Annotated in this window: 13 protein-coding genes and 1 pseudogene; 8 read left to right on the top strand and 6 right to left on the bottom strand. The window is 70.1% G+C overall.

The annotated features are described in order from the left end of the window. Nucleotides 1–3: 3 nt before the first annotated feature. From QE377_RS01965 to QE377_RS01950, 4 genes are all read right to left on the bottom strand, one after another. Nucleotides 4–909: a TIGR01777 family oxidoreductase gene (locus QE377_RS01965; RefSeq protein ID WP_307319188.1), complete on the bottom strand. Its 906-nt coding sequence runs from the start codon at nt 907–909 to the stop codon at nt 4–6. After that, entirely contained in the window at nt 902–1,327 is a 426-nt protein-coding gene (locus tag QE377_RS01960; protein WP_137416563.1) for an OsmC family peroxiredoxin, read from the bottom strand. Before QE377_RS01960 ends, QE377_RS01965 begins: the two co-directional genes overlap by 8 nt. A gap of 91 nt (nt 1,328–1,418) precedes the next feature. Continuing rightward, nucleotides 1,419–1,886, bottom strand: a complete 468-nt coding sequence (locus QE377_RS01955; protein ID WP_307319185.1) for a DUF4395 domain-containing protein — start codon at nt 1,884–1,886, stop codon at nt 1,419–1,421. A gap of 95 nt (nt 1,887–1,981) precedes the next feature. After that, nucleotides 1,982–2,419 carry a thioredoxin family protein gene (locus tag QE377_RS01950; RefSeq protein ID WP_307319182.1) on the bottom strand — a complete coding sequence of 146 codons (438 nt, stop codon included), beginning with the start codon at nt 2,417–2,419 and terminating at the stop codon, nt 1,982–1,984. A 93-nt stretch (nt 2,420–2,512) separates the two neighbouring features. Here QE377_RS01950 and thyX point away from each other — a divergent pair, with 93 nt between their 5' ends. Beyond that, complete coding sequence (gene thyX / locus QE377_RS01945) at nt 2,513–3,253, top strand: FAD-dependent thymidylate synthase (RefSeq protein ID WP_307319179.1); 741 nt, start codon at nt 2,513–2,515, stop codon at nt 3,251–3,253. On the opposite strand, the gene QE377_RS01940 is transcribed toward thyX, so the two are convergent. Continuing rightward, nucleotides 3,254–3,745, bottom strand: coding sequence for a DUF6578 domain-containing protein (locus QE377_RS01940; RefSeq protein ID WP_307319176.1), 492 nt, complete (start codon nt 3,743–3,745; stop codon nt 3,254–3,256). It lies immediately after the preceding gene. 36 nt (nt 3,746–3,781) lie between these two features. Between QE377_RS01940 and QE377_RS01935 the strand changes: the two genes are divergently transcribed. After that, nucleotides 3,782–4,546: an SDR family oxidoreductase gene (locus QE377_RS01935; protein WP_307319173.1), complete on the top strand. Its 765-nt coding sequence runs from the start codon at nt 3,782–3,784 to the stop codon at nt 4,544–4,546. A 1-nt stretch (nt 4,547) separates the two neighbouring features. On the opposite strand, the gene QE377_RS01930 is transcribed toward QE377_RS01935, so the two are convergent. Beyond that, entirely contained in the window at nt 4,548–5,087 is a 540-nt protein-coding gene (locus tag QE377_RS01930) for an NUDIX hydrolase (RefSeq protein ID WP_307319171.1), read from the bottom strand. A gap of 622 nt (nt 5,088–5,709) precedes the next feature. On the opposite strand from QE377_RS01930, the gene QE377_RS01925 reads away from it, so the two are divergent. The 6 genes and pseudogenes from QE377_RS01925 (at nt 5,710) to QE377_RS01900 (ending at nt 12,730) form a co-directional block, all read left to right on the top strand. Continuing rightward, nucleotides 5,710–5,898 (top strand): type IV toxin-antitoxin system AbiEi family antitoxin domain-containing protein, encoded by a 189-nt coding sequence (locus tag QE377_RS01925; RefSeq protein WP_307319168.1) that lies wholly within the window; start codon nt 5,710–5,712, stop codon nt 5,896–5,898. After that, entirely contained in the window at nt 5,855–6,547 is a 693-nt protein-coding gene (locus QE377_RS01920; RefSeq protein WP_307319166.1) for an endonuclease domain-containing protein, read from the top strand. The genes QE377_RS01925 and QE377_RS01920 overlap by 44 nt, the downstream gene beginning before the upstream one ends. Nucleotides 6,548–6,713: 166 nt before the next feature. Continuing rightward, nucleotides 6,714–7,691, top strand: a complete 978-nt coding sequence (dapA, locus tag QE377_RS01915; RefSeq protein ID WP_307319163.1) for a 4-hydroxy-tetrahydrodipicolinate synthase — start codon at nt 6,714–6,716, stop codon at nt 7,689–7,691. A 94-nt stretch (nt 7,692–7,785) separates the two neighbouring features. Then, on the top strand, nt 7,786–9,462 hold the full coding sequence (locus QE377_RS01910) for a ribonuclease J (protein ID WP_137419079.1): 1,677 nt from the start codon (nt 7,786–7,788) through the stop codon (nt 9,460–9,462). Between the two features lie 24 nt (nt 9,463–9,486). After that, nucleotides 9,487–9,983 (top strand): annotated as a pseudogene (locus QE377_RS01905) (N-acetyltransferase family protein). 56 nt (nt 9,984–10,039) lie between these two features. Then, nucleotides 10,040–12,730 carry a DNA translocase FtsK gene (locus QE377_RS01900; protein WP_307319158.1) on the top strand — a complete coding sequence of 897 codons (2,691 nt, stop codon included), beginning with the start codon at nt 10,040–10,042 and terminating at the stop codon, nt 12,728–12,730. Nucleotides 12,731–12,750 lie beyond the last annotated feature (20 nt).

Here is a 12,750-nt window from a genome sequence, read left to right as displayed (position 1 = left end):
GCGTCAGGCGGCGGGAACCGCCGCGGCGACCGCATCCTCCACCGTGGGATGCGTGAAGCGGTAGCCGGTGGAGGTCAGAACCCCCGGCACGAGGTCGACATCGTTGGTGAGCAGCGCCTCGGTGGCGTCCGCGCCGAGCGCCGCGCGAACCGCCCACTCCGGGGCGCGGAGAACGTAGGGCCGGTTCATGCGTCGCGCGAGCGCGAAGCCGAGATCGTTGGCGGTCGCGCGAGTCGGTCCCGTCAGGTTGACCGGCCCGGTGATCTGCTCGGCGAGGATGTGGCGGATGGCCCCCACCTCGTCGTCCAGCGAGATCCACGGCCACGCCTGGGTGCCGTGACCGATCGGGCCGGACAGTCCGAGCTTGGTGAGCAGCAGGAGAGGCTTGAGCACGCCCTGCTCGTGCACCACCGGGGCCGTGCGCAGGAGCGTCACGCGGGTCTCGTCGCCGGCTTCGCGCGCGGCCTGCTCCCAGTCGACGGTGAGCCGCGACAGGAAGCCGTCGCCCGGACCGGAGCTCTCGTCCTGGCGCACGCCCGGAGCCGATCCGTAGTAGCCCACGGCGGAGGCGGAGACGAACGCGGGAGCATCCGGTCCGAGCGCGCGCAGCGCCCGAGTGAGCGTCCGTGTCGGCGTGAGGCGGGACCACAGCAGCGTGCTCTTGTACGACCGTGTCCAGGGGAAGCGTCCGACGCTCGCGCCGCTCAGGGACACGACGGCGTCCGCCCCCGCGAGGACGGCCGGATCGAGCGGTCCTGCATCCTGCAGCCACGGCACCTCGTCGGCGCTCTGCGCCGGACGGCGCACGAGTGTGGTCACCCGCACGCCGTCCGCGCGCAGCGACGTCACGAGGGCGCTGCCGATGAGCCCGGACGCGCCGCTGACGACGACGTGGCGGGGCTCAGGCAAGCGTCGCCTCGAGCGTGATCTCGATGCCCGCCAGCGCCTGCGAGACCGGGCATCCCGTCTTCGCCTCGGCGGCGATACGGGCGAAGTCCTCGGACGACAGGCCGGGCACGCTCGCGTTGACGTTCAGATGGCTGCCGCTGATCCCGGTGCCCGGAACGAACGTGACGGATGCGGTCGTCTCGATGCTCTCGGGAGGGGTGCCGTTCTCGGTCAGTGCGTGCGAGAGCGCCATGCTGAAGCACGACGAGTGCGCCGCGGCCAGCAGTTCCTCGGGCGTCGTGACCGACGTCGAGCCCTCGCTGCGAGCCTTCCAGTTGACGGCCAGGGGGCCCTGGTTGGAGGACTCGAGGGCGACCTCGCCCGATCCCTCTGCGAGGCTTCCCTTCCAGCTGGTGCTGGCTTCGCTGGTGACACTCATGGTCGTCTCCCTCCGGCCGCGTTTCGGCCCTCGTCGCACAGCGTATCCAGCGGATCTTTGTGCGGGCTCTGGCCTTGACAGCCGTGCGGGCTCAGACCGGGCTGGCGGTTCGGATGATGCCCGCGCGGGCGAGCAGCAGGTACAGCTGGCAGCCGAGGCACAGGCCGAACACCGTGTTCAGAAAGGCGGCGATGAACGCGGCCGCTGCAGCGATCGGCAGCGCCCACGGCACGCCGATCAGGTGCAGCGCCACGCCGACGACCGTGACGAACAGGCCCACGCCCTGGGCGAACCGCGGCGGGCGCGGGTCCTCGAACTCCCTCGCCGGCTGCAGGCGCGGCTGCACAAGCTTTCGGTAGAGCACACCCCAGGGGGCGGTTCGTGGCGACACCACGCCCCACAGGAAGAGCGCCGCGATCACAGCCAGCAGGATGAAGCCGGGATCGGCCGCCCGGTATGCGAGGATCGCCCAGGGTCCCGGCGAGAAAGCCTCCTGGGGGGCGAGCGGTTGGTAGGCGAACCAGCCGTACGCGCCCCCCGGAGGGGTCCGCCGAGGCACCCGTGAGCCCCAGCAGCACCGCGATCAGCAGGAGCACAGCGGTGATGGACGCGGCGAAGCGGGGGCCGCGCACATCGATACGGGCAGGTGAGCGATCAGACACGGGTCGACTCCTCGGTCACTCGGGCGAGTTCCAGTTCCACCACGTCGCGGCGAGGTGTTCCGCCGAACCGCGTGCGCACGGTGCCCCGATGGTCGAGGATCAGCGTCGTGGGCGTCTGCAGCACACGGAAGTGCTGGGCGATGTCGGTGCGGTGCGTGAGATCGACGTCGAGGTGCACGACCCCTTCGCGGTCGGCGGCGATCTCGGAGAGCGTGCGGTGCACGCCGGGGCAGCGCGCGCAGAACTCGGTGCTGAACTGCAGCAGCGTCGCCACCTCGCCGAGCGCGGGAGCGCCGAGACGCGCCGGATCCACGACCTCGTCGGGATCCACTCGTCGCGGACGGTTCTGCCGCCAGCGAAGGGCGAGGCCGAGGCCGACGGTCGCCGCGAGCAGCGCGGCCAGCACGGCGACGGCGATCAGGGGGTCCACGACATCCCAGGCTAGACCTGCGTGCATGCGCGGGCATCGATTCTGCCGAAGATGACGCATGTACGTAACACAGCGCCGGGATACGCTGAGGGGGTGAGTGACGCGTCCAGTGCCGAGATCCAGTTCCGCAGCGACGTGACGGTCGAGCTCGTCCGTTCCAGTGCCTCCGACTCCGACGTGCTCTTCGCCGCACGTGTGTCGACGCAGGGGGAGCAGACGCTCGAGTCCGCCGCATCCGGTGACCAGGCGACCGCGCGCGATCGCGGACTCATCAACTACCTCATGCGCGACCGTCACGGCTCGCCGTTCGAGCACAACTCGATGACGTTCTACGTGCAGGCGCCGATCTTCGTCTTCCGCGAGTTCATGCGCCACCGGATGGCCTCGTACAACGAGGAATCGGGCCGCTACCGCGAGTTGCGTCCGGTGTTCTATGTGCCGGCCCGCGAGCGCAATCTCATCCAGGTGGGCAAGCCCGGCGCGTACGAGTTCCTCGCCGGCACCGACGAGCAGTTCGACCTCGTCGATGAGGCAACCCGCGCCGCCAGCATCCAGGCCTTCGAGGCGTACCAGCGGATGCTGGATGCCGGTGTCGCCCGCGAGGTCGCTCGGATCGTGCTGCCGCTGAACATCTACTCCTCGATGTACGTCACCATGAACGCCCGCGCGCTCATGAACTTCCTGTCGCTGCGCACCAAGGTGGAGGGCACACACTTCCCGTCGTTCCCCCAGCGCGAGATCGAGATGTGCGCCGAGAAGATGGAGGCGTTCTGGACCGAGCTCATGCCGCTCACCCACGCCGCCTTCAACGCGAACGGCCGCGTCGCGCCGTGATCAGTCCTCGTCGATGGTGACGAGGTACCCGACGAGATGGCGCCGGATGTCGCCATCGGCGGGATCCGCCTCGCGGGGCGCCGGCTCGGCGTCGTCGTCCTCGACGGCGCGGCTGACACCTTCGAGCGGCTCCGACTGCGCGGTGCCGATGAGTTGCTCCGAGGTCAGCACATACGGAGTAGGCCGCACCTCGATCGCCCATTCCGCGCCCGGCGACGAGAAGCGCGTGATGCCCGGCGCGGGTTGCCGCCGGGGAAGGCGCATCATCCGATGAGCCACGGTGAGCGCCGCCACAGAGCGCACGACGCCCGAGATGCGGAGCTCAGGTTCCCGCTCGTGGTGCGTTTCGACGAACACGGGATCCGCCGCAGGCGCACACAGCTCGCGCACCCCTTTCTCCGCGTCCACGACCCCGAACTCGACGCGGTCGCCCACGGCGAACGGCTCGCCGCAGCAGGCCCATTCCCATTCCCAGAGCAGAACGTCCACCATGGGTTCACGATAGGCGTCGGCGCGTAGGCTTCGCGCATGGCGAAGACGGCCCTCATCACCGGTGCCAGCTCCGGACTCGGCGCGGAGTATGCACGACAGCTGGCCGCGCGTGGTGCCGATGTCGTGCTGGTCGGGCGCGACTCCGAGGCGCTGGAGTCAGTCGCCCGCGGGGTGCGTGCTGCATCCGGTGGCGCGGCGGAGGTGCTGCCCGCGGACCTGCTGGATGCGGGGGAGAGGCAAGCGGTCGTCGACCGGCTGACGGATCCGCAGCGGTCGATCGAGATCCTCGTCAACAACGCCGGATTCGGTCTCCCGCTCGACTTCGAGCGCAACGACGTCGAGGACGAGGTACGTCATCTCGCCGTGCACGTCGAGGTGCCGATGCGGCTCATGCACGCAGCGCTCGGCCCGATGCTCGCGCGTGGCAGCGGCCGCATCCTGAACATCGCGTCCATCGCCGCTTTCATCCCGCGCTCCACGTACGGAGCATCGAAGCTGTGGCTCGTGTCGTTCAGCCGCTGGGCCGATGCGTCCTATGCGACGCGGGGTGTGACGGTCACGGCGGTGTGCCCGGGCTACACGCACACGAACTTCCACGAGCGGCTCGGTCTTGCGCCCGGTCAGGAGGGCATCGCCGGCTGGATGTGGTTGAACCCCGCCGACGTGGTCACGCCGTCGCTGCGCGATGCCGCACGCGGCAAGGCCGTCTCGGTGCCCACCCTTCGCTACCGCGCGCTCGCCGCGCTGGCGAGCATCGCCCCCGATCGACTCGCGTCGAAACTCGGTCGCCGGGGCCGCTGAGTCAGACGAAACGGCCGAGCCGGATGCCGGCGTACGCGATCGCTGCGACGGTCTCGCCATCGCTGATGCGTCCGTCCGCGACCATCGCGAGGGCCTCGGCGAAGGAGACGCGCACCACCTCGTCGATGCCCTCCTCATCCTGCGCGAGGGCGCTGTCGGGTGCGGGGGAGAGGCCGCGCGCGAGGAACACGTGCTCGGGCGCGACGGCGACGCCGTTCAGCGCGTTCATGGTGCCGAGGTGTTCCCAGTCCGCCGCGACCAGGCCCGTCTCCTCGGCGAGTTCACGCTGGGCGGCGAGGAGCGGATCCTCGCCGTCACTGCCTCCCGCCGGCACCTCCCACGAGGGGCCGGTGGTGTAACGCTGCATGGAAACGAGACAGACGTGGTCTTCGTCGTCCAGCGCCACGATGAACACCGCGGGATGCTGCATCTCGACGACGCCGTAGATCCCCTCGCCGTCGGGGCCGGTGACGTCGTCCTCTCTCACCCGGATCCAGCGGTTCTCGTAGACGACGCGGCTTGCGGACGTGTGCCAGACCATGCGCCCACCTTACGGCGGGTCCCACGGCGGCTCCCCGTCGCCGCAGGGCCGCGACGTCTGCACGGCGGATCGGTGAACGGTCGCACCACGCGCCCCATGGCCCGACGCCAGCACCACGGATCGTGCAGATGTCGCAGGATCGGCCAGGGTGCGTGACCAGCCGGCTCCGCCGTGCCATCGCGTACGTCGGCGCTCAGGTTCTCGTGCGCCCGCGAGCTGTCGCGCAGCGTCTCGGCGCGACATGTGCACGGTGGATCGCCGCTTGGGCGCCACACGGGTCGCACCAGCGCAAACCAGCACCACCGATCGTGCAGACGTCGCGCCGCGGCGCTCGAGAAGTCGGACCCGCGCCCGCCGAGCGGAGCCGTCCTCGTCCGCTGCCGGGGCCGGGGCCGGCCACCGCGAGGCGCGACATGTGCACGGCGGATCGGTGGACGGTCGCACCACGCGCCCTATGGCCCGACGCCAGCACCACGGATCGTGCAGATGTCGCAGGAACGGACGGAGGCGAGCTCGCGGTGTGCGCGCGACCGCACCTCCCCACGCGCTCGCGTCCCGTGAGTCATCCCGCGTCGGTGGGACGGGGCCCGACTCGCGCCACGTACCGCGGGAGGGTGGGCGCATGGACTCCGTGAAGATCGCCGACCGCCTCCGCGCACTGGGCGGTGTCGCGCGTGCCGGCCAGCTCGGCGCATCCCGCAGCGCCCTCGCGCGCGCCGCCGATCGCGGAGCCATCGAGCGCGTGCGGAAGGGCGTGTACGCGCTCGGTGCGCACCCCCGATGTCCGGGACGCTGCGGCCCACGGCGGTGAGCTCGCCTGCGCGGCGGCGCTTCGGGTCCATGGCGTGTGGGTGCTGGAGGCGCTCCCCACCCTGCACGTCTGGCTCGGACCCGACGGTCGATCGCATCCCCACCGGTCGTGCGCGTGCATCGTGCATCGGGATGCGGGTGCCTCCGCGTTCGGCGTCGTCTCGATCGTGCAGGCGCTCGTGCAGTTGCCGGCCTGTCTCGGCGCGGAGAGCTTCTTCGCGGCGTTCGAATCGGCCTGGCGCCTGGGCCTGATCGACCAGGCCGATCGGGCACACGTGCGAAGGCGCCTCCCGGCAAGGTTCCGCTGGCTCGTCGACCTCGCGCGTCCCGACGCCGACAGCGGTCTCGAGTCCCTGCTCAGGTTGCGGTTGCGTCTGCTCGGCATCTCCCTCGAGTGTCAGGTCCTCATCCGCGGGATCGGAGTCGTGGACTTCCTGGTCGACGGGCGGCTCATCATCGAGGTCGACGGCCGACTCAATCACGATGGGGTCAGCCTGCGCCACAAGGATCTGGTACGCGACGCGGAGGCCGCGGCGCAGGGGTACGAGACCCTGCGCTTCGACTATGCACTCGTCGTGCACGACTGGCCGCGCGTGCAGCGCGCGATCACGGCGACGTTGTCCCGGATGCGGATCGTCTCGCTTCAGTGACCGGACATCTGCACGACGGCTGACTCTTCCGGAGCCCCACGCGTCCCGCCAGGTCACACCAGCCCCAGCGGTCGTGCAGATGTCGCAGCATCCGTGCGCCGCGCGCGGAGGACGATCGGCGCTCATGCGGTGGGGCCGCGGCGGCCGGAACCGATAGCCTGGGGACATGACGCACACGGGCAACCCCTTCGGACAGGTGCTCGTCGCGCTGGTCACTCCCATGACCGCCGACGGCGAGGTGGACTGGCCCGCCGTCGAGAAGCACATCGACGACGTCATCACCGCCGGTGCGGACGGCATCGTGGTCACCGGGACGACGGGGGAGACCTCGACGCTGACCGACCCGGAGAAGCTCCGTCTCGTCGAGGTCGGAAAGAGTGTCGCGTCCGGTCGGGCGAAGATCATCACGGGCGGCGGCTCGAACGAGACCGCTCACGCGATCGAGCTGTACCGGGCGAGTGAGAAGGCCGGCGCGGACGGCATCATGATCGTCACGCCGTACTACAACAAGCCGACCCAGGCCGGCATCCTCACGCACTTCCGCCTCGTGGCAGACGCGACGGATCTGCCCGTCATCCTCTATGACATCCCGGGCCGTACCGGGGTGCCGATCAAGTACGAGACGATCCTGCGCCTCGCCAAGCACCCCAACATCCTGGCGATCAAGGATGCGAAGGGCGACTTCAGCGAGGTGAGCCGCGTGCTCAACCAGACCGACCTGATGTACTTCTCGGGCGACGACGCGAACGTGCTGCCGCACCTCGCGATCGGAGCCTCCGGGCTCATCGGCGTGACCGCCAACATCGCCGCCGCCCCCTACCGCACGATCGTGGATGCGGTGAACCGCGGCGACCTCGCCACGGCGACCGCCGAGCACAAGCGGCTCGAGCCGCTCGTCCGGGCCGTCATGACGCACGTGCCGGGCACCGTGAGCGCGAAGTACATCCTGCACGGCCTCGGCCGCATCTCCAGCCCCCGCGTCCGCCTGCCCCTCGTGGGGCCGGAGGAGTGGGAAGCCGCCCTCATCGAAGACGAGCTCGCCCTGGTGCGCGACGTCCCCGGTGCCGATTTCTCCAACTTCCGTCCCGACCGCAACGCCGCCGCCGGCGGCGCGCTGCCCAAGGTGCACGGAACCACACGCTGACAACCGCTCGCCACGAGGCGAGCCCCATAGCCCGCTCCTTCACATCGGCGGGCAGAACACGGATGCGGCGCAGGCCGCATCCGGAGAGGTACGTATGGCCAACACCGTCTACGATCCGCCCGCACTCGCTCAGGGGACGCTGCGCGTCACACCCCTGGGAGGACTGGGCGAGGTCGGTCGCAACATGACGATCTTCGAGTACGACGGGAAGATCCTCGTCGTCGACTGCGGCGTGCTCTTCCCCGAGGAGCACCAGCCGGGCGTAGACCTGATCCTCCCCGACTTCGCGCCCCTGCGGGACCGGCTGGACGACATCGTGGGCATCGTGCTGACGCACGGCCACGAGGACCACATCGGCGCCGTGCCGTACCTGTTGAAGCTCAAGAACGACATCCCCCTCATCGGATCGGGGCTGACGCTCGCCCTCGTGGAGGCCAAGCTCAAGGAGCACCGGGTCAAGTCGTACACGCTGACGGTCGCGGAAGGCCAGCGCGAGCAGGTCGGACCCTTCGATCTCGAGTTCGTGGCGGTGAACCACTCCATCCCCGATGCCCTGGCCGTCGCCATCCGCACGCCCGCCGGCATGGCGCTGGCCACGGGTGACTTCAAGATGGACCAGCTGCCGCTCGACGGCCGCCTCACCGACCTCCGCGCCTTCGCCCGCCTGGGCGAGGAGGGAATCGACCTCTTCCTCGTCGACTCCACCAACGCGGACGTCCCCGGGTTCACCCCCCTGGAGCGCTCCATCGGTCCCGTGCTCGACCAGGTCATCGGTCGTGCACCGCGCCGGGTGATCGTGGCGAGCTTCTCGAGTCACGTGCACCGCGTGCAGCAGGTCATCGACGCGGCGGCCGCCCACGGACGCCGCGTCGCCTTCCTCGGCCGCAGCATGGTGCGCAACATGACGATCGCGCAGGACCTCGGCTACCTCAAGGTGCCGGACGGCGTCCTCATCGACTACAAGAAGGCGCGCGATCTGCCCGACGACCGCATCGTCTACATGTCGACCGGTTCTCAGGGCGAGCCGATGGCGGTGCTCTCGCGGATGGCCAACCTCGACCACGAGATCGAGCCCGGCCCCGGCGACACCGTGATCCTCGCCTCCAGCCAGATCCCCGGCAACGAGAACGCGATCTACCGCGTGATCGACGGGCTGACCAAGCTCGGCGCCAACGTCGTCCACAAGGGCAACGCGAAGGTGCACGTCTCCGGTCACGCCGCCGCGGGCGAGCTGCTGTACTGCTACAACATCCTGCAGCCGCGCAACGTCCTGCCCGTGCACGGCGAGTACCGCCATCTGATGGCCAACGCGAAGCTCGCACAGGACACCGGCATCCCCGCCGAACGGACGATCCTCGCCGAGAACGGCACCGTCATCGACCTCAAGGACGGCGAGGCTCGCGTCGTCGGTCAGCGCGACATCGGGTTCGTCTACGTCGACGGTTCCACTGTGGGCGAGATCACGGACGCAGACCTCAAGGACCGCCGCATCCTCGGCGAAGAGGGCTTCATCTCGGTGATCGTCGTGGTGGACGCCTCCACGGGCCGGATCATCACCGGCCCGGAGATCCACGCGCGCGGTTTCGCCGAGGACGACTCGGTGTTCGAGGACGTCAAGCCGAAGATCGCCGCGGCGCTCGCGGAGGCCGCGGGCTCGGGCGTGCGCGACACGCACGCGCTGTCGCAGGTCGTCCGCCGCACGATCGGCCGATGGGTGAACCAGCGCCTGCGGCGGCGTCCGATGATCGTGCCGCTGGTGATCGAGGCCTGACCGCTTCATCGCTATGATCCGGGCATGCCCGCGAGCTTCCGGATCCGCCCCGCCGAGCAGGCGGACGGCGTGTTCCTGGCGGACATGGTGGTCGAGGCCGCGAACTGGCGTCCCGGTGCGGCACGTCCGCGGCATGAGATCCTCGCGACCCCGGAGCACGCCCGTTACATCTCGGGGTGGAAGCGCCCGGGTGACACGGGCTTCGTCGCCGTGAGTGCGGAGGGCGACGCGATCGGTGCCGCCTGGTACCGGATGCTGCCGCGCACCGAGCCGGGGTTCGGCTACATCGGCACGGGGGTGCCGGAACTCGTGATCGGCGTGCGTCCGCTCTGGCGCGCCCACGGCGTGGGACGCGCCCTGCTGCAGCAGTTGGTGGGGGCGGCGCGCGCCGAGGGCTACGCGCGCGTCTCAGTCTCAGCGTGGAGCGCGACAACTTCGCCGCGACCCTCTACCGCTCCGAGGGCTTCGCCGTCACGTCGCCCGCCCACGGGCGCGACACCATGGTGCGACGCCTGCGCTGAGGCCCTTCGCCGCGTGGCTACCGGCCGCTGTCGCGGGTCGGATCTAGCGTGGGAGTATGGCACGCAGTACCGCCTCGACGCGTCGCGCCCCCGCGAAGGGCGGTTCCTCGCGCGCGCGGAAACCCGAACCCGCCCCCAAGCGCTACGTGGGCGAGGACGATCGCCCCTCTGTCGCCGTCCGCGCGTGGATGGGGCTCGCGCACCTCACGGGCGGTCTGTTCCGCACGTTCGGTCCCGAGACGCTGGAGAAGGACCAGCGCCGCGACGGGTTCCCGTTCCTGCTCGTCCTTCTCGCCGTCGCCGGGGCCGTGATCGAGTGGTTCTTCATCGGCACCGAGGTCTCGGCGGCCATCAGCGCGTACTCGATCGGCGGACTCGTCGGCCGGGTCTCCTTCATCCTCCCGGTCTTTCTCGTGCTCCTGGCCGGTTGGCTGTTCCGCCACCCCGCGTCCGTGCATGACAACGGCCGCATCGGAATCGGCTTCGCGCTCTTCATTCTGACCATCGCCGGCTTCTGCCACGTTCTCGGGGGTCGCCCGCAGCCGTCGTCAGGCCTTCCGGCGCTCAGCACCGCGGGCGGTCTCTTCGGCTGGATGGCGGGGGAGCCCCTCGCGCTGCTGCTCCAGCCGGTCGGCGCGGGGATCGTGCTGACCCTGCTGGCAGTGCTCAGCGTGCTCATCCTCACCCGCACACCCCCGAACCGCATCGGTCGCCGCCTCGGCGACCTGTACGCGTGGATGTTCGGCGCCGAGCGGCAGGAGCCGGCCGAGCGCGCGAAGGACGCAGCGGGCTCTGTCGCCGGCGACGACGATGCGACGGAGGCGATGCCGTGGTGGCGTCGCAACAAGACCGGCCGTGAGCAGGACCCCGACGACGGCGCCGGCTCGCAGGATCTGACCGAGCTGCTGTTCACCGACGCGCCGGTCGCCGGCGGTTTCGAGAACGCGCTCGAGCCCGCGCGCCCCGCGCCGCCTCTGCCGGGCGCACCGGATGCGCTCACCGAGGTCATCGATCCCTCCGTGATCGCCGCTGCGGAACGCGCGGTCGCGGACAGCCGCGCCGCTGCGGGTCTGCAGGACGACGGGGACTCCGGCCCGCAGCCCACCCTCGACGGCATCGAGGGCTTCGGCGGCAGCGGCGATCGCGTTCCGCCGGCCGCCTCATACTCTCTGCCCTCGGTCGCGTCCCTCGCCGCGGGATCGGCGCCGAAGACCCGCTCCGAGGCCAACGACGCGGTCGTGCGCGCCATCATGGGCGTGTTCGAGCAGTTCAAGGTGGACGCGAAGGTCACCGGCTTCTCGCGCGGGCCGACCGTCACGCAGTACGAGGTCGAGGTCGGGCCCGGGGTGAAGGTGGAGCGCATTACCGCGCTGACCAACAACATCGCGTACGCCGTCGCCTCCAACGAGGTGCGCATCCTCGCGCCGATCCCCGGTAAGAGCGCCATCGGTGTCGAGATCCCCAACACCGACCGCGAGATCGTGACGCTGGGTGATGTGCTGCGATCGCAGAACGCGCTGCAGTCCACGCATCCCATGACGATCGGTGTGGGCAAGGACGTCGGCGGAGGCTTCGTCGTCGCCAATCTCGCGAAGATGCCTCACCTCCTGGTCGCCGGCTCCACCGGCTCCGGAAAGTCGAGCTTCGTCAACTCGATGATCACGAGCCTGCTCATGCGCTCGAAGCCGTCCGAGGTGCGGATGGTGCTCATCGACCCGAAGCGCGTCGAGCTCACCTCCTACGCCGGCGTCCCGCACCTCATCACGCCGATCATCACGAACCCCAAGAAGGCCGCAGAGGCGCTGCAGTGGGTCGTGAAGGAAATGGACATGCGCTACGACGACCTCGCGTCGTTCGGGTTCCGCCACATCGACGATTTCAACAAGGCGGTCGTGGCGGGGCAGATCCAGTTGCCCCCCGGCAGCGAGCGCGTGCTGAAGCCGTATCCCTACCTCCTCGTCGTCGTGGACGAGCTCGCCGACCTCATGATGGTCGCCCCGCGCGACGTCGAGGACTCCATCGTGCGCATCACCCAGTTGGCGCGTGCGAGCGGCATCCACCTGGTGCTGGCGACGCAGCGCCCGAGCGTCGACGTCGTCACGGGCCTCATCAAGGCCAACGTGCCCTCGCGCCTCGCCTTCGCCGTCACGAGCGTCACCGACTCCCGCGTCATCCTCGACCAGCCCGGCGCCGACCGGCTCATCGGGCAGGGAGACGGACTCTTCCTGCCGATGGGCGCGTCGAAGGCGATCCGTGTGCAGGGCGCCTGGGTCAGCGAACCCGAGATCGAGAAGGTCGTGCAGCACGTCACCGGCCAGGCCCGTCCCGAGTACCGGGCGGATGTGGCGGCCGTCACCGAGAAGAAGGAGATCGACGCCGACATCGGCGACGACCTCGAGCTCTTGCTCGCGGCGGCGGAGCTCGTCGTGGGAACGCAGTTCGGATCGACCTCGATGCTGCAGCGCAAGCTGCGCGTCGGCTTCGCCAAGGCGGGACGCCTCATGGACCTCATGGAGTCGCGCGAGATCGTGGGGCCGTCCGAGGGTTCGAAGGCTCGCGACGTGCTGGTGACGCCCGAGCAGCTGCCCGGTGTCCTCGCCCGTCTCCGCGGCGAGGACCCGCCCGCAGGCGGGGCCGTCGACGACCGCTACGGGCCGGATGCGGTGGACTCGCAGTTCGACGGACTCGAGGTGGTCGACGGCGACGAGGGCTCCGAGGACGCCTGGAGCCTCACCGGGCGCGACTGAACGCCTCCCGCTCGCTAGGC

The sequence above is a fragment of the Microbacterium sp. SORGH_AS_0862 genome, assembly GCF_030818795.1.
In the GTDB taxonomy this organism is placed as follows: domain Bacteria; phylum Actinomycetota; class Actinomycetes; order Actinomycetales; family Microbacteriaceae; genus Microbacterium.
Note: the sequence above shows the minus strand (reverse complement) of the source record. Positions and strands in the feature narration are given on the sequence as shown.